Raw genomic sequence first — 22,633 nt, 5'->3', positions numbered from 1 at the left:
CAACTTGGTTTCCCCCTAAGCTTTTGCTTTTGAATGGTATAAGCCCCCTTTATGGGGGCGTAGGTCGTCAATGTTTGTCGTGTGGTTTTGATGTCGAGATCGTTTTCGATACGCGCCACTAAGAATGCCCATGTAAGTTTGCTTTTCCAAGTCATGATAAAGGTTTCGATTTTCAGTACTTGCTCTTGCGTTAAAGATGGTAGTGCCATGATACACCCTTAAAATGTTGAGAATAAATCAGTCAGAAGGTAATTCGTATTGTCTTTGGTACTTTTGCCTTTCTTCGGCTCAAGCGCTTTTGCTAACGCTTTATCTGAGTCAGGAAGAATGAGTTTTTGAGTGGTAACCAGTTGCTTTGCAACATCTGTAATGCGAAATTGATTCATGTGCGATAGAAGGCGAATAACAGCTCCCTTTTTGATCTCTTTATTCTCCATTAACTGCACTAACTTACTGAGCATTTCGGTATTACGGTGGTGTACCAAAAACCAATTTTGATTTCCTTCACTTGTGCAGAAAGTAGGGCGTTTCTGGATATCTTCAAGGCGACACTTTTGAAACTGTAAATCTTTTTTTAATAATGACAATGATTCTTCATCATGCGCCACATGACATGATGAAGGACAAAGCGTACATTGTGTCATGAAGTTATTTAACCATGTGCAAGGTGTTTGTTCCAATTTTTGACTACAAAAACCAACACTGGTTAATGTGGTTGCTGACTGAGATAACTTATCATATTCGAGTTGACTGATTACCTTGAGGGATAATTCCTGTCCTGCCTCATTAAAAAATATATCTGCAATTTCAGATGCTTTTTCGGCATGAGTTCGGTAGACATAGTGCAAAATTTGTTCTGGTGATTTTCGTCCTGACCATAAGTTAATAATAGCGTGAGGAATGCCTTCGCGCTCGGCAACATCATTGCACCAATGACGAAATTGATGTGGATTAATATGGAATTCGTTTGAAAATCCATGTCGATAAAAAATACTGTATTGATCTCTTCCTGATGGGTGTAGTTGACGTCTCAAAGAATCGCCTAAGGAAGATAGAGGCATCAGTGCAAAAGGAGAACTTCCTGCGAGATAACTTGTTCCTAACTGACTTCCCGTAAAGGCGAAGAGGGCATGTTTGAATAGACATTTCCCATTTTTGGTCTTGTTATACCCAACAGGAAAACCTTTTATATTATTTTTAATGTGCTGAATCCATCGCTCTTGAAACTGCGACAATGTTACGATATGGCCCCCAAAAATTGAGTTTAAAAGTTTTCCCGTTATGGTAGTCCCTATAAGGTACTTGGCATAATGGCAACCTTGAATCAAGACGAGTTCATCCTTAGATTGTATATCTACAATGCGCTTTATGAATATCTTTGTACCCCCTTTATTTGATTTCTCTGTTATCACGGAACCTGCAGTTTTTTGCGTGACTCGCATCATGCCATCGCCCTTCTCGTAATAGCCGAGTAGGTAGCCTAAATGGATTAGATTGGTTGGTTTATGAAAATTGGGATTCAACGCTTCGAGGTTTTTACTGGGCGGGTAGAAATCTCCTAATACGGTTTTTAATGGTAATGACGGATCTTCATAAAATCGTGCCAAGACCCGTGCAGGCTGACAAGCTTCTGATATGTATTCAAGGCAGCGCTCTACGGGGCCAGCCATTATCGATAAAATATGGTTATGGTAATTTTGGTATCCTTTCGAACCTTGCCAAGCAAGGTAATGCACTTTTTCTTTTTTACCATTGATGTTCTGGGTTATGTTTTTTAGCTTTTGCTTTACCAATACGGTTTGTTCCGCAGCTATACGGTTAGGTGAAGACATTCCTAGAGCTACCATCGTACAAACAAAGGCATCTCGCTGTGATGCTAATGGGTGTAGATCCCAATCATGTCTATCAGGCGATATGACATCATGAAAGATGGATCCGAGAGCTAATAAAATTTTGGATTCAGGTCTTTTATTTTTTTTATGCTCAATGATGTCTTCACCAGCTAGGTTTTTATGTATATACGAATTATTAAACATTAGATTATTTGGTATAAAGTATTTTTCTTTCAGCCAGTTAAAAAACAGAATTAATTGCCTAATATTAGATGGCGGCATCTTACATACTGCATTATCGATTTGTGAATCTGTTGCATTCGCAGGATTGCAATTTAATAAAGAAAGAAACTGACGAGCTACACTATGTTTATGTCCTTTGTCGAGCAGAGTGTTTTTGTTAGCGGTGAGATAAATTGCATAAGCAATTAACAGGTGACGCAGTTTCTTTGGTAGTTTTTGAGAATCATCAAACTCCTTAAATCGAAGACGTGTCTTTATAGAGGTATAGACAAAGTAATAGTTTATGCTTTTAGTTGAGTGAAACGAAAACTTCAATGCAGCATCATCCCACGTTGCCATGTCACCTTTGGGGTTTGTAAATCCCGCTAAAGGCTGTTTCATGAGGGTATTAATATAGCTGAACTGGTTGTCGATATAAGGATTAATCTCAGTCATTTTCAACCCCTCTTTTAGTCAGTTTACGTTCATTACAAATGTTGATTGTACCTTGAATGTACATGATGATTATTTTGAGTTTTTTAACCGTAGTTTTATTACCTTCAATTTTATTTACTTTGTATTTGTGAAGTGCTTTATCTAAGTATTCTTGGTGATTTCCGTCTTCATTTGCCACGAAATTATCACAAGGATAGCACCCCATTGGCGCTCCGAGTTTTGAGGCACAGCTTGAACAATTAGCTGGATTTTCCTGAATACCGATTTCTTCATCAAACTCATTTCGTATGACAAAGCCATCTTGCTTTAACAGGTCACTCACGGAAGTTTTAGCAAATCGACTTAAAATACTGTTTTGAATAAATGCCTGATCAATGTCCACTCGCGATTCAAAATCAAGGTCAATGTAAGGTTTTACGGATCCTTCGACAACGCCTGTTATAGCGGCTAAATATGAGGAGGTAAGCCCCATTTTTGCTCCGGATGTTAATATTGTATGGCGTATACGGTTATTGGATAGAGTAAGCTTGTCGTTATTACGATCACTTTTAATATTAAGCTTTTCCATAAATCGTTTGATATTAGTTCTTATATATAGACTCTTCTTATGAAAGGAATTAGACATAATGCCTAATGCCTTAAATAAATTGGCTTTGTTTGAAAATGAAGTAGTGAAGAGACTTGAATCGGCAAATAGTGGACAACGAAGCATAATTTGATGACGCTCATCATCGGTTAATATGATAGTTTGTTTTTTAAGTGATTCTATCAATGTGTTTTCGTATCGCTGGCGATAACGAAGTATCAATATAGATAAATCAGGTTCTAATCGTTTCGAAGTAGACTCTACACTACCACGGAATTGCCCATCCTTACCCTTGAATATTCTAATGTGCCAACACTCCACATCACTAAATAGCGGTTCGGATTCTGGTACAGATTCTTTCGGTGATTGGCGATGTTCGGAGAAATGCTGACCGACAGGTAAAATATCTGCCCACTTTAGTTCACTTAATTGAACTGGGCGTCTAACAAGGGCAATGATCAATTGAGCTGCAATAAAGGATGCTTGTTGATCTAGTGTATTAAAGCCCATAGTTTTTGTATGCACAGCATCACTAGCAAGACGAAGTTGTTCCATAATAGATTGATATTCAACTTCGCTATAACACCCTTTTTGGGGATCTAGAATGAGGTTCCCAGACCATTTAGTAGGTGAATAGTTTTCTGAAATATAATTGGTAATCTCTTGAAACTGGTACATTCTATTTTTTACAGCAAAAGAAAATGTTGATGCTAGTACATTTTTATAGCTGTCAAGTATCGATAACCACTTTAATTGGAATGCTACAGGGGAAAGGTTATTGCCAAGAAATTTTAATGAGTTACAGCGTATTCTGACTGAGTTGTATGAAAGCTGATGGGCGGTTTCTGCCAATAGTACACGCAAATTAGTTAAAGTTTGATCGTCATAACCAATATCAAGCATCCACTTAAGATAGAGGTAGTCTTTTGTATCTAACTGCCATGTATCATCAAAAACATCAAAAACATAAGCGTCATTTCTCGCACGATACCGCCTTTGTCCATCGAAATTCAACTTTAACTGCTCAAGTCTTTTTTTATTATTAACTCCCATTATTTTTTCCTTGAATAGGTACAGACTCTTTCTGACGTGCCACAGATAATTCATGAATCTTCATTGTGTACTTAAATTCGTTATAAATTCTCGACATTGTGCTGCTTTCTGACCACCCCATTGCATACTTACGAATATCTTCAATTTTTTCTTGACTGTATCCTGCTTCGGTTGCTTTTGTATCAAATAACTCGTTCCATTTGTGGCGGAATAGGTGAGGGTGAAGATCAAAATCAAGTGCATCACCTAGGACTTTGACTGCTTTATAGATGCCATCGGTTGTAATAGGTAATCCTGAACTTTCTCCTTTTTCGCTGATAAAAATAAAATCATGGCTTGATGCAAGGGTGAATTTGCTACTTGTACGTTGAGTCTTTATGTACAGATTCAGCAACTTTAATGTGTCGTGTGAAATTGATGATGCATGGGGTTTGGTTTTTTGAGCAGCTTTTATTTTTCGAGGGTCAGTCGGATCATTTGGTGTTCTAGTGATCATCAATCTTGGATTATCCCAATCTTGCTTAATATCACTAATTTTTAGCTTTGCCAATGCACCGACACGAATACCCGTTTCAATGAAAATCGTCATTATTAGCTGATTTCTGAATCGGCTGGATTTGTATGGGTTTTTATTACAGGAAGGTTTAATAATTCCCAATAACTTAAAGAAAAGATCATCTGGAATCGCTTTTTCAAACGGATCTCTACATTCTGTATTCTGTATTTTTAATAAGCTGAGATCAGTTTTGACCCAGCGCTCAAAATCACTAAAGGCAAGCCTGACATCAACAGGAACTTTATGAGCAGAGTGTATACTCTGGTAGAGGTATTCGATATACCTTAAGAATTGTATCAGGCGCAGTTTAATTGTTGCCGAAGATGTTTTGCTTACAGTGTTTTGGGTGGAATGTACTAGATTATCGAGTTGTTTATTTGAAAACCGCTCAAAGCTCACGATGCTGTCATCATTATCAATAGTTGCGTCAACTTTGAATGTACAATGGCGTTTAAATTTATCGTACTCGACTGCTGTTAAAAACTCACCTAACTCTACTCGTTTTACAAGATCAATGGACTCATAAATAAAATATCGATGAATAAACAGAAAAATTTTTCCGTAAGTAAGCCGAGTGTTAAATGCGTTATTTGAAAATGATGTTTTCATGTGCGAGCTGAGAAAAAAACAGGCTGGCAGATAGTTTTCATCAACGATGCAGACATCACTCTCGTCATTTAAATTTTTGTGGATTATGAGTGAAAGATTCATTACAAAAAACACCTGTGGTTAATGATTTTTATACCATAATAATAGTGGCTAATATTGTAAATAATTTACTTTTTAAGCTGTAGATCTATAGGCTTTATTTGAATAATAATACCTAACATAAATTATAGTATAGATAATTTGCAGCAGTAGAGATGCGTGATAATCCAGAGTATCAGCATATTCCCTTGGCGATAGGGGGAAAAAGCGATCACCGCGCTGTACTTTCAACCTGTAATTATCTGGCCCGTGAATTTGGCGTACGTTCTGCTATGCCGAGTTTTAAAGCAAAACAGTTATGCCCTGATTTGCTTATTATTCCTGGGCGTATGCAAATTTATCTGCAGGTATCTAAAAAAATAAAAGAGATTTTTTTCCGTTATACAGATTTGGTTGAGCCACTTTCACTTGATGAAGCTTTTTTAGATGTTTCCGGCTGTACGCTGTTTAATGGCTCTGCCACCTATATTGCGCAAGATATTCGCCGTACTATTTTTACCGAGTTAAATTTAACCGCCTCGGCGGGCGTAGCGCCCTGTAAATTTTTAGCAAAAATAGCTTCCGATGAAAACAAGCCTAATGGTCAGTGCGTTATTACCCCTGCTCAGGTTGACCCATTTATCAAAACCTTAGCCTTAAAAAAAATACCGGGTGTGGGCAAAGTCGCGCAGCAAAAATTAGCATTACACGGACTCTTTACCTGCCTCGACGTGCAGCAATATCCAGCGGAAAAACTGCTCTTGGAGTTTGGCAAACTGGGGGCTTCATTAATTAGTTATAGTCAGGGGATAGATAACCGGGTGGTTGAACCAAACCGAGAGAGAAAATCATTGGCCGTTGAGCATACCTTTGCAAAAGATCTTATCAGCGAGGTGCACTGCCTTGAAAAAATAGCACTCTGTTATGATGAACTCAAAAGGCGTTGGCAGAAAGTGAGTAGCGACAAGGTGATAATTAAAGTGGGGGTTAAAGTTAAGTTTGCTGATTTTACGATCAAAAGTGCGGAACGAAAATCGGCGGAATTATCTCTACCTATGTTTAATATATTGCTGCATCATCTGTTAGTGAGCAATTATGATAAACCCATTCGTTTGCTGGGGATCTCTGTTGGTTTAGCGCAGCGCAGTGGCGATAATCAACAGGCGGTGCAGCTCAGCTTTATTGACAATGGTTTCAGTTAACAAGTGCAATTCAATGAAAAGGGAACAAGATGAATAAAGTGGTATTAATTACAGGTGCAAGCGCGGGATTGGGGGAGGAGTTTGCTTTTCAACTTGCAGAGCAAGGTTTCTCTTTACTGTTAGTTGCACGCCGGGCATCGCGTCTGCAAAATATTCAACGACAACTGCAGCTGCAATATCCTGAACTTGTTATTCATTATTTATGTGCGGACCTAACCGATAATCAAGCACCTCAGAAAATAGTCGATTATCTGCACGCACAATCGCTGCAGCTGGTCGGGTTGATTAACAATGCAGGATTTGGCCAACGAGGGCTTTTTTCGGAAATTTCGCTACAGACCCATTTAGATATGTTACAGGTTAATATTTGCAGTCTGCTTGCGCTCACCTATCTGGTGATCCCCACATTTACACAACAGCAAAGTTTTATTGTCAATGTTGCGTCAACTGCCGCTTTCCAAGCCGGGCCTAATCTGGCGGTTTATTATGCCAGTAAAGCATTTGTTTTATCATTCAGCGAAGCGTTACATGAAGAGTTAAAAGAGAGGAATATTCAAGTCAGTGCACTTTGCCCGGGGGCCACCGACACTGAGTTTGCAGAGGTTGCTGAACTATCGGATTCTGTTCTCTTTACATTGCGGGTGATGGGAAAACAGGTGGTAGTGCGTTATTCATTGGCTCACTTAAATAAAGCCGTTGTGATCCCGGGTATTGTTAATAAATTTGGCGCCCTGATGGCACAGCTTATACCGCGCGCTATAGCGCGCAAACTGGCTTATCGTATGCAAAAATAAAAATGACTTTTCTATTGCTGCATGCAATATTAAAAAGCAATATTTTTGATGCCGTCATAAATAAACTGAATCGCTAAAGCCGCCAGAATAACACCTAAGAAACGTTTTAAAATTTCATCGCCTGTTTTGCCGATAATATTCTTCAGGTACTTAGACGCCAGCATTGAGATCAAGGTTAAAAGTAAAATGCTGATAATAGCAGCTGAAACAGAAATGGCGGCCGCCGTATCGGTCGTATGTGAAAATAACAGAATTGATAACGTTAATGTACCCGGCCCGGCAAGCAGAGGAACCGACATTGGAAATACCGAAATATCAGTGTCGTTGCCAGATGCCGTGAATTTCATCTCTTTAGTTATCATATGGAATGCAGTATAGAAGAGCAGTAAGCCCCCTGAAATTCGCAGCGAGTTAATATTAATGCCCAGATGCGAAAATAGCACCTCACCATAATTACCAAATAAAATTAGCGTGGCACCACTAATTATGACCGCTTTTATGGCCATTATGGTGCGGTGTTTTTTTTCACTATTTTTGGTTAATGAGTTAAAAATCAGGGCTGCACCAATCGGATCTATCATAACAAATAGTGCTGTTAGCGCATGCAGGTAGATCGCGATATCCATGGTGTTTCCTTATTAAGTTTGCTTAAAAAATAAGATGCGCAATACCGGCTATAACAGGCAAAGTGACTAATGTGCGTAAAATAAAGATAATAAACAGTTCGCCAATATTGACCGGAATTTTACTGCCCAGTAGTAATGCACCCACTTCACTCATGTAAATCAGTTGGGTGACAGACATGGCGGCAATAACAAAGCGCGTCATCTCTGATTCAATAGAGGTCGCTAAAATAGACGGGATAAACATATCGGCAAAGCCGACCACAATGGTTTTTGATGCTGCAGTCGCTTCGGGAATGTGCAACCACTCTAGTAGTGGGATAAAGGGATAACCTAAATATTCAAATATAGGAGTGTATTCTGCAATAATAAGTGCCACTGTACCTATCGCCATAACAACCGGAATAACACCAAGGAGCATATCAATCACATTTTTTACGCCGTCTTTAAAGGTCTCTTTAAAACCGGATGCGTTTGCTGCTTTGACTAGCGCTTGATTTAATCCCCAAGAAAAAACATTATGGCCTGCAGGTGTTAGTTCATCTGCTGTTTTCCGGTCGCTATGATCTATATATTTGTCTTTTTTCCAAGACAGAGGAGGCAATTTGGGTACGATAAAAGCCGCGACAACGCCGGCCGTGCACACCGCAAGATAAAAAGGTAAAAACAGATGTTCTAACTGAACTTGTGAGATCACAACTAAAGAGAAGGTGATTGAAACTGCAGAGAAAGTTGTACCGATAACCGCGGCTTCACGTTGTGTATAAAAACGTGCTTCATATTGTTTGCTGGTCATTAAAATGCCGACACTGCCATCACCCAGCCAAGATGCAAGACAATCAATGGCGCTGCGCCCGGGTAGATTAAAAACAGGACGCATCACTTTAGTGAGTAAGGTACCGAACAGTTCAAGAAGACCAAAGTTTAGCAGCAGGGGAAGTAACATCCCGGCAAAAACAAAAACGCAAAAGAGGACTGGTAATAGGTCGTTTAAAACTAATGCGCCCGTATTTGCGGAGTTAATCGCTGCAGGCCCTAAACCGAAAAAGGTCAGTAAAATAAAAACAGCACCGACAAGGCGAATCAAAAGCCAGATCGGCGTGATATCAAATAAGGTTTTTAAAAAATCATTGTTTTGGATTGATGGTATTTTCACTAGCTTATTTATAAGGGTCAGCAGGGCGGTAAATACGACGATAACGGTGACTATTGCAGTTAAAGAGTCTGCCAATAAATTTTGTAGACCTTTTGCAACAATTGCTATCGGAATGGTGATCGCACCTTGATAACTCACAGGCGCCATAAACAGTAAAAGGCCCATCAAAGAGGGTACAATAAAAGTCAGTATTGTTGCGAGGTTATGTGATTTTATGGTTGGCACTTCTGCCGGTAGTTCTGTCAATATTTTAGTGGTCACTTTTTACACCTTGAAAACGTGTGTTATAAAATAGAATGTTTAAGAAGAGATACGCTAACGCCCCCTAAACGAAAGGCGCAAGGGTACTTGCTTTGATACCTTATGTAAATCTACGAAAGGGTGAAATGTTGGCGCTAGATCAATGATTCTTGTAGAATTAATATCAAAGCGATTTTTTCCACGCTATGCTGGTATAAACCATTAAGAGCCACAGACAGACTAAATGAGTGAGATAATTATTATGGATAAAGATTTGATTATTGAATCGGCAGCTAAGTTAAAAAAAGCGGTGCCTTTAATGATGAAATACAAGGTGGCGACAACGCCCTTAAATTACTCATTGTGGTATAGCTATGTCTCTAACGACATTCCAGAGTTGAATGAAAAATTAGATGATTTAATTGCTAATCATGATGTCTGCCCGCCGATTCAGGCCGAGTCTTTATATCGAGAATTTGTCGCCGACAAAACAGAGTCCAGCACTTGGGAATTAAGACAAAGTATTGAAAAAATGCTGATAGAGCTGGATCAGACATTGATTGATACTGATAGTGATACCGATAAATTTCAGGCCTCCGTTGATAAAACATTTGTCGATATTCACCGTGCTGAAGATGCAGGGTATTCGATCGATGAGGTGATAGGATTACTTAAAAAGCTGGAAAGTGATTCCAAGAACATGCAGCGTTCAACGCAGTTTTTCAGTAACAGTCTGGCTATAGCTAAAACTGAAATTGGTTCATTAAAGGAACAGCTTAAAAAAAGTCAAAAACAAGCTCTCTACGATTCGTTAACCGGGCTATTAAATCGGGCTGCTTTTGACACTGAGGTGTCATTATATTTAAGTAAAGATAATCAAGGCTTATGTTTGATTATGGCGGATATTGACCATTTCAAAGATTTCAATGATCAGTGGGGCCATCTGTTGGGGGATCAGGTCTTAAAGGCGGTAGGGCGGAAATTAAATGATAGTATGCGCAATGGTGCGACAGTATACCGTTTCGGTGGTGAGGAGTTTGTCATTTTATTGCCGAAGAGCAACTTAAGAATTGCGCGGCATTTTGCAGAAACACTGCGCAAGACCATTGAAAAATTGACATTAAAAGATAAACGCACAGCGCAAATGATTAAAAATATTACCGCTTCTTTCGGGGTTTCTGAATTTGCTAAGGGCGATTCATTAAGCGGATTAATTGCGCGAGCGGATGAACATTTATATCAAGCAAAACGGTTAGGCAGAAATCGTGTATTACCGTTTTAATTATTAAATATTACTGGGCGGGTGAAATTGAAAAATATTGTTGTTGATGGGAGGTCAATTTATCCCTCTAAAGTGGTTTGTATTGGCCGTAACTATGTTGACCATATTAAAGAATTAAATAATGAGATGCCGGAGCAGATGGTCATTTTTGTTAAACCAAATTCGGCCCTCTGCAATGAGATTGAGAGTGCTAAAGATGCCGAACTACATTATGAAGGGGAGATCTCTTTTGTTATTAGTGCAGGGAAAATTAGCGCGGTGGGGTTTGGATTAGATCTGACCAAACGGGAACTGCAATCAACATTAAAAAAAGCAGGTTTGCCTTGGGAGCGCGCCAAGGGATTTGATAACTCGGCTGTCTTTAGTGATTTTGTTAGCTTTGACGGTAGGCTTGAAGATCTCTCTTTGCAGCTCTTTATCAATAATAGTTTAATTCAGGAAGCAAATTTCGATTTAATGATCTATAAACCACAGCAAATTCTTGCTGAGGTCAGCTCATTTATGAGTATTGCAGATGGTGACATTGTGATGACGGGGACACCAAAAGGTGTCGGCCCGCTATTCCGTGATGATCAATTTACCGGAAGAATCTATGATGGCGAGCAATTGATTATTGAAAAACAATGGCGAGTTCTGTAATTACAATGACTCTTATGCAAATATCAAAAAAATAACTTATTTATCCATGGTGCTCAACGAGACTTAATTTATTCCTCTTATTTCTCGTTTCCCCACCCTTTTAGCGCAGTTCATTTCGCCTCGGCACTAGCCTTATCTCTCTGATTTGCGTAAAGTTACACTCTATATTTTTTAATCACTCGCTTTAGGTAGAGATATAACCAATGCAGCACCTTGATGAAATCGTTGCTAATGCGCAACAACAGATAGAAAATGCCGTCGATGGCAACGAGCTAGAGCAGATTCGTCTGCACTATTTAGGTAAAAAAGGTCTGATGACTGAGCAGATGAAAGGGTTAGCTAAACTGCCTCCGGCTGAAAAACCGGCTGCTGGTCAGATGATTAATGTAGCCAAGCAAGCGATTCAAGCGGTACTCGTCGCACGTAAACAAGCCATGGAAAATGAAGCATTAAATGCCAAACTCTCTGGTGAAACGATTGATGTCACACTACCTGGTCGTGGCGCTCAATTAGGGGGTATTCATCCTGTTACCCGCACTATTGATCGTATTACTGAATTTTTTGGTGAGTTGGGCTTTGAAGTTAAAAAGGGACCTGAAGTTGAAGATAGCTACCATAACTTTGACGCATTAAACATTCCTGCGCATCATCCTGCGCGTGCTGAACACGACACCTTCTATTTCAATCCGGAACTTGTATTACGCACACAGACCTCTGGTGTACAGATCCGTACCATGGAAAACAGCAAGCCGCCGGTACGTATTATCTCCCCTGGACGAGTTTACCGTAACGATTATGACCAAACTCATACACCTATGTTCCATCAGGTAGAAGGTTTGATGATTGCTGAAAAAGTAAGCTTTACACAGCTTAAAGGCATTTTGCACGATTTCTTACATAACTTCTTTGAACAAGATCTTGAGGTTCGTTTCCGCCCCTCTTACTTCCCGTTTACAGAGCCTTCTGCGGAAGTTGATGTGCTGGGTGAAAATGGCTGGTTGGAAGTACTTGGCTGCGGCATGGTCCATCCAACTGTTTTACGTTCAATGGGAATCGATCCTGATAAATATTCAGGTTTTGCATTCGGTATGGGTGTTGAACGTTTGGCTATGTTGCGTTATGGCGTAAATGATTTACGTTCTTTCTTTGAAAACGATCTTCGTTTCCTCAAGCAATTTAAGTAAGGGTTAGAATAATGAAATTTAGTGAAGCTTGGTTACGTGAGTGGGTTAACCCTGAAATTACACGCGAACAATTAATGCAGCAAATTACCATGGCAGGTCTGGAAGTTGATGATGTTGAAGCGGTTGCCGGTGAATTTAGCAAAGTAGTTGTGGGCTCCGTGGTTGAATGCGGTCCACATCCCGATGCTGACAAATTACAAGTTACCAAAATCAATATCGGCTCAGAGCAATTGATTGATATTGTTTGTGGTGCTAAAAATTGTCGTTTAGGTATTAAAGTGGCAGTCGCTGTTGTGGGCGCCGTTTTACCGGGTGACTTTAAAATTAAAGAAGCAAAACTGCGTGGCCAACCTTCTTTGGGTATGCTTTGCAGTGAATCTGAATTGGGTCTGGCTGATAGTTCTGACGGCATTATTGAATTGCCTGCAGACGCACCAATTGGCACCTGTGTTCGTGAATATCTAGCCTTAGATGACGTCATTATTGATGTTGATTTGACCGCTAACCGCGCGGATTGTCTAGGCATTGCCGGTCTTGCTCGTGAAGTGGGCGTGTTAAACAGCATGGCGGTTACTGAGCCAACGTGGGAAAACGTTGCAGTAAGTATTGACCAGCAAGTTGACATTAATCTGCAAGCACCGAGTGCATGTCCGCGTTACTTGGGGCGTGTGATTCGTGGTATCAATCAAGATGCAGCAACACCTTTATGGATGGTTGAAAAACTACGTCGCTGTGGTGTACGCAGCGTTGATGCGGTTGTGGATATTACCCAATTCGTGTTACTTGAATTTGGCCATCCAATGCACGCTTTTGATTTAGATAAATTAGAAGGTGGCATTGAGGTACGTCTGGCAACTCAAGATGAAAAATTAACCCTATTGGACGGTAAAGAGGTTAAATTAAACGCAGACACCTTAGTGATTGCGGACAGCCGGAAAGCGCTTGCAATAGCGGGTATTTTCGGTGGTTTGGATTCGGGTGTTGCGCAAGGCACAACCAATATATTTTTAGAAAGCGCCTTTTTCGCTCCCCTTGCTATTGCCGGCCGCGCACGAGCATACGGTTTACATACTGATGCATCACACCGGTACGAGCGCGGCGTAGATCCGCTTTTACAGGTAAAAGCGATGGAGCGTGCAACGCAGCTGCTTGTTGATATTTGTGGCGGCTCTGTAGGTCCTATTACAGAAGCGCTAAGTGAAGAAAATCTACCTGTTCAAGCAACGATTAGCCTGCGCCGCAGTAAATTAGATGATTTAATCGGTATTTCAATTGCCGGCTCGCGTGTTGAAACTATTCTGACTCAACTGGGTTGCGATGTGTCGCTGACAGATCACGGCTGGACTGCCGTTGCGCCAAGCTACCGTTTTGATATGGAGATTGAGGAAGATCTTATCGAAGAGGTGGCGCGTGTTTATGGTTACAATAATATTCCCAATATAGCGCCTGAAGCCGCATTGACCATGCCGCTGCATAACGAAGCGCTACTTAAATTATCTAAAATTCGTGACGTATTAGTGAATCGTGAATACCATGAGGCAATCACCTACAGCTTTGTTGATCCGGACAAACAGCTTAAACTGCATCCGCAAGCTGATGCTTTAATTTTGCCGAATCCTATCTCTAAAGATATGTCTGCGATGCGCGTTAGTTTATGGACCGGCTTATTGGAAAGCGTGTCTAAAAACCAAAAACGTCAACAATCTCGCGTACGTTTATTTGAAACAGGTTTACGTTTTGTAAAAGATGAAAATGCTGAGAATGGTATTAAACAGCAAGAGATGTTGTCGGGTGTCATTATTGGTAGTCTGAATGATGGTCATTGGAATATTGAAACACGTAATGTGGACTTCTTTGATCTTAAAGCCGATCTAGAAGCGCTGTTAGATTTATGCGTGGATCCATCAAGTTTTGAGTTTAAAGCGCAAAAACATAGCTCATTACACCCAGGTCAGTCAGCGGGGATTTACCGTAATGGTGAAAACATAGGTTATATCGGAACCTTGCACCCAAGCTTAACTAAACCTTTTGCGTTAAACGGTACTGCGATAGTATTTGAACTCGAGTTAGATCAAATTATCACCCGCAACTTACCACAAGCCAGCAACATTTCTAAGTACCCAGCTAACCACCGTGACTTAGCTTTTGTTGTTGATGAACAGATAAATGCTGGTAACGTCTTAAAATTTATAGAAAAAATTGGCGGAACTGAATTAGTTGGCATAAACTTATTTGACGTATACCAAGGACCTGGCGTAGAGGAGGGTAAGAAAAGCTTAGCAATAGGTTTAATCTTACAAGATACGACGCGGACTTTGGAAGAACAAGAGATTGCTGATAAGGTAAACAAGATAGTAGAAGCAGTTTCTACGGAGTTTAATGCATCGTTGAGAGATTAATTTATGGCACTGACTAAAGCTGAAATATCAACCCATTTATCGGAAAAAATTGGTTTAAGCAAACGAGAAGCAAAAGAGTTTGTTGAGTCATTTTTTGAAGAGATTAAATTATCATTGGAAGAGGGAGAGGCCGTTAAAGTTTCTGGTTTCGGTGGCTTTGAATTAAAAGATAAAGGTGAACGTCCAGGTCGTAACCCCAAAACTGGTGAAGATATTCCTATTGCCGCCCGTCGGGTTGTGACATTTCGAGCAGGACAGAAACTGAAAGAGCTGGTAGAAGAAAATCTACCGGACACCGCAGATAAACTTTAGTTTTCTCATAAAAATAAAAAAAGTCGCATTTGCGGCTTTTTTTTTATTTTATAATATCCCTCTGATACCTCAAGATGCTTGATGGGATGCTATCTTGTTTAGCCGCAATCGCGTCCTTTTCAATGTTGAGTCAGCTGTTTCTGTTTTACAGCGTCCACCCGGGGAATTATGATGGTAGAATAGATCCGGCAATCTAATTAATCTGTTTCCTATAAGTTTGTCATGGAGTCTGCGCTCCAATATACAAACGAACTAGTTACCTCCAATATGAGTGAATATAATGTACTGTCCTTTTTGTAATGCGCAAGATACGAAAGTTATCGATTCTCGGTTAGTTGCAGAAGGCTATCAGGTACGTCGTCGTCGTTCTTGTAATGAGTGTAATGAGCGTTTTACCACCTTTGAAGTCGCAGAGCTTGTGATGCCTCATTTAATTAAATCCGATGGCCGTCGCGAGCCATTTAATGATGAAAAGTTGCTGGTGGGTATTGATCGCGCACTGGAAAAAAGACCGGTTAGTATTGAAGCGATAGAAAATGCGGTTAATAAACTTAAATCTACGCTGCGTGCAACGGGAGAGCGTGAAATATCATCAAAAATGGTCGGTGAATTGGTGATGGAATTACTGAAAAGCTTAGATAAAATCGCCTATATACGTTTTGCATCTGTATACCGCTCATTTGAAGATGTAAAAGAGTTTGGTGAAGAGATTGCCAAACTGGGAAAATAAGCCCATTTTTTGCCGATTTTAACTGTGGAATATAAATGAACACTGCTCAATTTTCAGATCTAGACAAGCATTATATGTCCCGCGCCATTGAATTGGCGGAAAAAGGACGCTTCACTACCTCACCTAATCCCAATGTGGGTTGTGTGATTGTAAATAGTGAGGGCATTGTTGGTGAAGGTTTTCATCAAAAAGCGGGATTAGCACATGCTGAAGTTAACGCGTTGGCGATGGCCAAAACGCAAGCAAGCAATGCAACTTGCTATGTTACTCTGGAGCCCTGCTCACATCACGGACGTACTCCTCCATGTGCGTTAGCCTTAACTAAAGCGGGTGTTAAACGGGTCGTGGTGGCGATGGTTGATCCTAATCCCCAAGTGGCGGGACGAGGGATCTGCATATTGCAGGAAGCCGGCATTCAGGTAGAAATTGGTTTGCTGGAAAATGAGGCGCGACATTTAAATCGAGGTTTTATTAAACGTATGCAAGTGAAGCAACCTCGTGTCACTGTCAAATTAGCATCCAGCTTAGATGGAAAAACCGCACTGAAAAATGGTAATAGCCAGTGGATAACCGGCAGCGAAGCGCGCATTGATGTGCAATATCAGCGCGCGATGCAAAGCGCTATCTTAACCGGCAGCGCGACTGTGCTTAGTGATGATCCCAGTTTAAATGTGCGTTATGGTGAACTGCAAAAATCTCCCTCGTTTGCAAATGAAATTGGCGTATCGGACGTTCGTCAACCGATTCGTATTGTTCTCGACTCACGCAATAAATTAACCCTTAATGAGAAGATCTTTACACTTGCAGGTAAAGTGATATTAGTTTCTCTTTCTGCGCGCAAAGATTTAAAAAGTAAACCGTTTATCGCGGATGTCGAGCAGATTGTCTGCAGTGATGATGGTTGTGGGCGAATTGATCTAAATCAGCTGCTAACTCGGTTAACTGACTATGAAATAAATGATCTTTGGATCGAAGCGGGTGCCACACTCTCAGGTGAGTTTTTTAAACAAAAGCTGGTGGATCAATTTATACTTTATCAGGCTACCAAATTAATGGGCGATCAGGGAAGAAACTTAGTAAACTTACCGGACTATTCAAAAATGGACGATGTTGTGCAATTAACGCTGCAGGAAGTGGCGATAATTGGCGACGATATTCGACTCATAAGTAAGCGAGATTAATATGTTTACAGGTATTATAGCTGCAGTAGGGCGAGTCACTGCAATCAAAGAAAACGAAAAAGATATGGCTATTCGCATTGACTCAGGCGAACTGGATTTAAATGATGTTAAATTAGGTGACAGCATTGCCATTAATGGGGTTTGCTTAACGGTGACCGGATTATATGCTGATGGCTTTGCTGCCGATGTCTCCTATGAAACGATAAAACGCAGTGGCTTTGCAAAAATCAAAACAGGTTTTGCTGTTAATTTAGAAAAAGCGATGCAGATGAAGGATAGGTTTGGCGGACATATTGTTAGCGGACATGTTGATGGAGTAGGGGAAATAACCTCTATCACAGCGCTGGGCAATGCCTTTGAATATTGGATTAAAGCGCCGGATGAATTAGCCAAGTATATCGCAGAAAAGGGGTCCATTACCGTTGATGGTATTAGTTTAACCACTAATGAAATAGACGGCGGCGCCTTTAAATTAACGATTATTCCGCATACAATCGCACAAACTAATATGGTCAATTACGCCGTTGGCACTCAGGTCAATTTAGAAGTAGATCTGATTTCGCGTTATTTAGAACGTTTGATGCTCGGTGAAAAAGCGGCGCAAAGTACAAAACAACAAAAAAGATCAACCATGGATCTGCTTGCCCGTAGCGGGTTCTTAGGTTAAGTCAGACAAGCAATAGGAATAAATATGAAATTAAATACTACAACTGAAATTATTGAAGATATCCGTCAAGGTAAAATGGTTATTTTAATGGACGATGAAGATCGTGAAAACGAAGGCGATCTGATTATGGCGGCGGAGATGGTTACACCCGAAGCGATTAACTTTATGGCCACTAACGGTCGCGGTCTAATCTGTTTAACACTGACAGATGCGCGTTGTGCACAGCTCAATTTACCTCTGATGGTTGATGATAATACCGCTGCCTTCTCGACAAACTTTACTGTTTCTATTGAAGCCGCGCTAGGCGTGACGACAGGTATTTCCGCAGCGGATCGTGCTGCGACTGTACTGGCGGCTATCGGTAAAGATGCAAAACCTGCCGACATAGTGATGCCCGGTCATATCTTCCCTCTAAAAGCGCAAGCGGGTGGCGTGCTGACACGCGCAGGACATACAGAAGCGGCTTGTGATTTGACACGTTTAGCCGGACGAGAGCCTGCTGGGGTGATTGTGGAAATTTTAAATGAAGATGGCAGTATGGCACGTCGTGCCGATCTGGAAATCTTTGCTAAAAAACACGGTCTTAAACTCGGTACAGTCGCGGATTTGATCGAGTACCGTAATAACAATGAAACAACCATTGAACGCGTCAGCAGCTGCAGATTGCCCACTGAATTTGGTGAGTTCGATTTGTTGGCATATCAAGATACAATTGATAAGCAGGTGCATTTTGCATTAGTGAATGGTGAAATTAAAGAAGGTGCTACGACCAACGTTCGGGTACATTTGCAAAATACTTTTACCGATAACTTCTTCTCTGACCGTTTGGGAGCACGTACTTGGCCGTTAAACGCGGCAATGCAACGCCTTGCTAAAGATGGCGGCGTATTAGTGATGCTCGGCCATCAGGAAAGTGCAGAATCTTTAATTGAACAAGTTAAACATATTGCCAAGCAAGATGCAGGTGAGCGCGGAGCAACTAAACCACAAGGCGCAAGCCGACGTGTCGGCATCGGTTCGCAAATTTTGCGTGATTTAGGTGTACAGAAAATGGCACTTTTAAGTTCTGAAAAGAAATATCATGCGTTAGGCGGATTTGGTTTGGAAGTGGTTGATTACATCCGCGAGTAATCAATATTAGGCATAAAATCAAAATGTGCTAGAATGCACAAAATTTTGCAACAAGGGTAGAAAATGAAAATAATTGAAGGTGGCTTAGCCGCTCCACAAGCAAAAATCGCAATCGTAATCTCTCGTTTTAACAGCTTTATTAATGAGCAGTTACTGGCTGGTGCAATTGATACCCTTAAACGTACTGGTCAGGTTGAAGACGATAACATCACTGTCGTTCGTGTACCCGGCGCTGTTGAACTTCCTGTTGCAACGAAACGTGTTGCCGCATCTAAAAAATACGATGCAATCATCGCATTAGGAACCGTTATTCGAGGTGGTACACCACACTTTGAGTTTGTTGCCAATGAATGTAACAAAGGTCTAGCACAAGTATCGATGGAATTTGATATACCCGTTGCGTTTGGCGTATTAACAACGGATTCAATCGATCAAGCAATCGAACGTGCGGGAACTAAAATGGGCAATAAAGGTAGTGAAGCTGCTTTAAGTGCTTTGGAAATGGTTAATGTAATGGCGGAATTAGGATAATGAAAATGAAACCTGCAGAGCGCCGTCGCGCTCGTCAATTTGCTGTACAAGCGGTTTATCAATGGCAAATCACTAAGCTCAATGTTGCTCATATTATTGATCAGTTTGCAGTTGATCAAGATTTATCAAAAACAGATGTTCCTTATTTTAAAGAGTTATTAACGGGTGTTGTGCATCATGTTGACGCGTTAGATGAGAAACTGTCGCCTTATCTTTCTCGTAAAATTAAAGATGTGGATATGGTTGATATTGCCGTACTGCGTATTGCAATGTTTGAACTGACCTATCGCACTGATGTACCGCATAAAGTGGTATTAAATGAAGCAATTGAGTTAGCTAAAGATTTTGCAACAGATGAATCATACAAGTTTGTAAATGGTGTTTTAGATAAAGCATTACGTAGCTTAAAACTACGTGAAGAAACTGTTAACGATTAATCACAACTTACACTTGAAATTTTAAAATCCAGTAGCCATATTTTTAGCTACTGGATTTTTTTTATCCCCTAGAAATAGGCCTGAAATTGAATAATTAACAGAGGAAATAATGAATAAAAGTTTTATGACAAATGTAGTCTCGGCGGCTATTTTGCTTGTTGGTTTGTTCTTGGGTGAAAGAGAATATGCGGCTGTTTTAACTCTGGTTGGTTTATTTGCACTTTCTGGTGCGTTAACTAACTGGTTAGCTGTGTTTATGCTGTTTGAAAAAGTACCATTTTTATATGGTTCGGGTGTTGTTCCTGCACATTTCGAAGAGTTTAAAAAAGGGATTCATTCATTGATGATGAAGCAGTTTTTTACCATTGAAAATGTCGACCGTTTTTTAAGCGCGGGCTCGCTTTCTCCGACTCACCTTAACCTTATCCCGGTGATTGATAAGGTTGATCTCAACCCAACTTATGACGGCCTAGTCAAAGTGATTATGGGATCTTCGTTTGGTGGTATGTTAGCTATGTTTGGCGGTGAGGAGGCATTGGCGCCACTGCGCGAACCATTTATCGAACATATGAAAAAATCAATTATTGAATTAACTGAAGATGAGACTTTTATCAATCTCTTAAAAGAAGAGGTTGAGCAGCCAGATATGATGCAAGATATTTTGGCAAAAATAGAACAGATTATTGAGCAGCGATTAAATGAATTAACCCCGTTATTAGTCAAACAAATCATTCAGGAGATGATTAAAAAACATCTCGGCTGGTTAGTTGTTTGGGGCGGCGTATTTGGTGGCGTGATCGGATTAATCAGTGCCTTAGTTATGGCGTAAAATAAACGGCATAGTGTGTAAAACGCTATGTCATTTTTTAACGAATAAAGCAGATCTCATTTTCAATCCCTGCAGTAAAAACTTAATTCAGAAACATCTCATTGTAAATATTAAGTAATATTCTCTACTAAACCCCTTTTATCCCCTGCATATCTATAGAAAAAATAACCTATTATATATTTACAATACATCAAAACAAAATAAACGTTGTTTATTTGTAGATTTAATGATATGAATCGTGTATGTTATCAGTTTGTTATTTGTGCACTGAAAGTTCCTTCACAAATGAAAAAACAGGTTTTTCCATATTGCTGTGTTAACTGGTTATTATACTGCACCTCCTGTTTATATTGGTTTCAATTCACTTTAACTTGTTAGTTTAAAAGGTATTTCCTTGTTTTTTTATTCTTCTAATAAAGAAAAATAATTGATCCTGTTGAAATAAGAAAAATAGCATCAAGCATGCGCATGGAGAATAGATTATGGACAACAAGATTAGCGTTGGCGAAAACAGCAATATCTTAGAAATTGATGCAGACAGTGATTTATTAATAACCGATAAAAACAGTGTTGAACCGCTCGAAGTTGCGATTCAAAAAGAGGCTCAAGCTAGTGATGTTGATCCGCAAGTATTGGCTGAAATAGAAGCAATTCAATCCGCTATTGAAGGACAAGATACGCCCATTGAAGATACAGAAACAGCCGCTGGTAACATTTCAGATGGAGGACGTTCATCGGCTGTTGAGTTTTCCCGTGATGCTTCTGAAACAATAGCTAGCTCAGAATTTGAAACACAGGGGCTCTCTCTTTCTACACCGTCCGTAGAAATTACCGATACAAATGTTCTTTTAGTGGAAGGTACCGTAAATGAAGGGCCGACTCTGAGCGTTGACAATGGCTCTATTGATGAAGACAGTGGCAGTATTACTGTCAACTATAATGCGGCCGATGTTGACGGCACAATTCAATCAACGATAGCCATGGTTCCTGCCGAGCAGGGTATTGTCAGCATTAATGAAACTGACAGCACGATCACTTTTACCCCTGCTGAAAACTTTCATGGTGATGCAACCATTACCTTAACCAGCACAGATAATGATGGTGCGATTGTCACTGCAACATCCACGATCAGTGTCGCGGATATTAATGATGGTCCAACACTCAATGTAGATAACGGCGCCTTGGACGAAGATAGCGGCAGCATTACCGTTCCCTACACAGCCGCAGATGTAGATGGCACTATCATATCAACAATTGCCACCGTACCAGCTGAGCAAGGCTTAGTCACCATCAATGAAACTGACGGCACGATCACTTTTACGCCAGTAGAAAACTTTTATGGTGATGCGACCATTACCTTAACCACCACAGATGATGATGGCGCGGTTGCCACTGCAACATCCACGATCAGTGTCGCGGATATTAATGATGGTCCAACACTCAATGTAGATAACGGCGCCTTGGACGAAGACAGTGGCAGCATTACCGTTCCCTACACCGCCGCAGACGTAGATGGCACTATCATATCAACAATTGCCACCGTGCCAGCTGAGCAAGGCTTAGTCACCATCAATGAAACCGACGGCACGATCACTTTTACGCCAGCCGAAAACTTTCATGGTGATGCGACCATTACCTTAACCACCACAGATGATGATGGCGCGGTTGCCACTGCAACATCCACGATCAGTGTCGCGGATATCAACGATGCCCCGACGGTTGATTCCGCGACGGGCTCAACACAAGTTGAAAATGTAGCGTTGGCAGGCGACACGGTAGCAACCTTTACCGCGAGCGATCTGGACGGTGATGATGTCACGTTCAGCATCAGCAGCGGCAACGACAATAACTACTTCGAAATCACCGATAACAGCAGCGGCGTAGTGACCTTAACGGCATTAGGT

The 22,633-nt window shown here is 40.6% G+C and carries 20 protein-coding genes and 1 pseudogene; 15 read left to right on the top strand and 6 right to left on the bottom strand.

Features of this window, described 5'->3' with window-relative positions; genetic code table 11:
- From ACJAT7_RS11210 to ACJAT7_RS11195, 4 genes and pseudogenes are all read right to left on the bottom strand, one after another.
- A pseudogene (locus ACJAT7_RS11210) lies at positions 1-209 on the bottom strand (hypothetical protein); the annotation flags it as partial.
- A 9-nt stretch (positions 210-218) separates the two neighbouring features.
- On the bottom strand, positions 219-2,510 hold the full coding sequence (locus ACJAT7_RS11205) for a hypothetical protein (protein WP_415226887.1): 2,292 nt from the start codon (positions 2,508-2,510) through the stop codon (positions 219-221).
- The gene (locus ACJAT7_RS11200) at positions 2,503-4,149 is read right to left on the bottom strand and encodes a hypothetical protein (protein ID WP_415226886.1); all 1,647 of its coding nucleotides are present in this window, start codon (positions 4,147-4,149) and stop codon (positions 2,503-2,505) included. The genes ACJAT7_RS11205 and ACJAT7_RS11200 overlap by 8 nt, the downstream gene beginning before the upstream one ends.
- Entirely contained in the window at positions 4,139-5,416 is a 1,278-nt protein-coding gene (locus tag ACJAT7_RS11195; protein WP_415226885.1) for a site-specific integrase, read from the bottom strand. The genes ACJAT7_RS11200 and ACJAT7_RS11195 overlap by 11 nt, the downstream gene beginning before the upstream one ends.
- A gap of 152 nt (positions 5,417-5,568) precedes the next feature.
- Here ACJAT7_RS11195 and dinB point away from each other — a divergent pair, with 152 nt between their 5' ends.
- Entirely contained in the window at positions 5,569-6,594 is a 1,026-nt protein-coding gene (gene dinB / locus ACJAT7_RS11190; RefSeq protein ID WP_415226884.1) for a DNA polymerase IV, read from the top strand.
- A gap of 29 nt (positions 6,595-6,623) precedes the next feature.
- Positions 6,624-7,388: an SDR family NAD(P)-dependent oxidoreductase gene (locus tag ACJAT7_RS11185; protein WP_415226883.1), complete on the top strand. Its 765-nt coding sequence runs from the start codon at positions 6,624-6,626 to the stop codon at positions 7,386-7,388.
- Between the two features lie 29 nt (positions 7,389-7,417).
- On the opposite strand, the gene ACJAT7_RS11180 is transcribed toward ACJAT7_RS11185, so the two are convergent.
- A complete protein-coding gene (locus tag ACJAT7_RS11180) occupies positions 7,418-8,014 on the bottom strand; it encodes a MarC family protein (RefSeq protein ID WP_415226882.1) in 597 nt (198 codons plus the stop codon).
- Positions 8,015-8,036: 22 nt separating this feature from the next.
- Complete coding sequence (locus ACJAT7_RS11175) at positions 8,037-9,332, bottom strand: YjiH family protein (protein WP_415226890.1); 1,296 nt, start codon at positions 9,330-9,332, stop codon at positions 8,037-8,039.
- A gap of 337 nt (positions 9,333-9,669) precedes the next feature.
- Here ACJAT7_RS11175 and ACJAT7_RS11170 point away from each other — a divergent pair, with 337 nt between their 5' ends.
- The 13 genes from ACJAT7_RS11170 to ACJAT7_RS11110 all read left to right on the top strand — a co-directional run.
- Positions 9,670-10,689 carry a GGDEF domain-containing protein gene (locus ACJAT7_RS11170; protein WP_415226889.1) on the top strand — a complete coding sequence of 340 codons (1,020 nt, stop codon included), beginning with the start codon at positions 9,670-9,672 and terminating at the stop codon, positions 10,687-10,689.
- A gap of 21 nt (positions 10,690-10,710) precedes the next feature.
- Positions 10,711-11,328, top strand: coding sequence for a fumarylacetoacetate hydrolase family protein (locus ACJAT7_RS11165; RefSeq protein WP_415226881.1), 618 nt, complete (start codon positions 10,711-10,713; stop codon positions 11,326-11,328).
- A 203-nt stretch (positions 11,329-11,531) separates the two neighbouring features.
- Positions 11,532-12,512, top strand: a complete 981-nt coding sequence (gene pheS / locus ACJAT7_RS11160) for a phenylalanine--tRNA ligase subunit alpha (protein ID WP_415226880.1) — start codon at positions 11,532-11,534, stop codon at positions 12,510-12,512.
- 11 nt (positions 12,513-12,523) lie between these two features.
- Entirely contained in the window at positions 12,524-14,911 is a 2,388-nt protein-coding gene (gene pheT / locus ACJAT7_RS11155; protein WP_415226879.1) for a phenylalanine--tRNA ligase subunit beta, read from the top strand.
- A gap of 3 nt (positions 14,912-14,914) precedes the next feature.
- Complete coding sequence (locus ACJAT7_RS11150; protein ID WP_415226878.1) at positions 14,915-15,223, top strand: integration host factor subunit alpha; 309 nt, start codon at positions 14,915-14,917, stop codon at positions 15,221-15,223.
- 280 nt (positions 15,224-15,503) lie between these two features.
- Positions 15,504-15,953, top strand: coding sequence for a transcriptional regulator NrdR (gene nrdR, locus ACJAT7_RS11145; RefSeq protein ID WP_415226877.1), 450 nt, complete (start codon positions 15,504-15,506; stop codon positions 15,951-15,953).
- Positions 15,954-15,988: 35 nt separating this feature from the next.
- Entirely contained in the window at positions 15,989-17,134 is a 1,146-nt protein-coding gene (gene ribD, locus ACJAT7_RS11140) for a bifunctional diaminohydroxyphosphoribosylaminopyrimidine deaminase/5-amino-6-(5-phosphoribosylamino)uracil reductase RibD (RefSeq protein ID WP_415226876.1), read from the top strand.
- A gap of 1 nt (position 17,135) precedes the next feature.
- A complete protein-coding gene (locus tag ACJAT7_RS11135; RefSeq protein ID WP_415226875.1) occupies positions 17,136-17,801 on the top strand; it encodes a riboflavin synthase in 666 nt (221 codons plus the stop codon).
- A 24-nt stretch (positions 17,802-17,825) separates the two neighbouring features.
- A complete protein-coding gene (gene ribBA, locus ACJAT7_RS11130) occupies positions 17,826-18,932 on the top strand; it encodes a bifunctional 3,4-dihydroxy-2-butanone-4-phosphate synthase/GTP cyclohydrolase II (protein WP_415226874.1) in 1,107 nt (368 codons plus the stop codon).
- A 63-nt stretch (positions 18,933-18,995) separates the two neighbouring features.
- The gene (gene ribE / locus ACJAT7_RS11125) at positions 18,996-19,463 is read left to right on the top strand and encodes a 6,7-dimethyl-8-ribityllumazine synthase (RefSeq protein ID WP_415226873.1); all 468 of its coding nucleotides are present in this window, start codon (positions 18,996-18,998) and stop codon (positions 19,461-19,463) included.
- 5 nt (positions 19,464-19,468) lie between these two features.
- On the top strand, positions 19,469-19,900 hold the full coding sequence (nusB, locus tag ACJAT7_RS11120) for a transcription antitermination factor NusB (RefSeq protein ID WP_415226888.1): 432 nt from the start codon (positions 19,469-19,471) through the stop codon (positions 19,898-19,900).
- Positions 19,901-20,009: 109 nt separating this feature from the next.
- Positions 20,010-20,729 (top strand): DUF445 domain-containing protein, encoded by a 720-nt coding sequence (locus ACJAT7_RS11115; protein ID WP_415226872.1) that lies wholly within the window; start codon positions 20,010-20,012, stop codon positions 20,727-20,729.
- A 482-nt stretch (positions 20,730-21,211) separates the two neighbouring features.
- A partial coding sequence (locus ACJAT7_RS11110; RefSeq protein WP_415226871.1) for a tandem-95 repeat protein occupies positions 21,212-22,633 on the top strand: 1,422 nt, incomplete at its 3' end.

It is taken from the genome of Psychromonas sp. (genome assembly GCF_047632995.1).
Lineage (GTDB): Bacteria > Pseudomonadota > Gammaproteobacteria > Enterobacterales > Psychromonadaceae > Psychromonas.
Note: the sequence above shows the minus strand (reverse complement) of the source record. Positions and strands in the feature narration are given on the sequence as shown.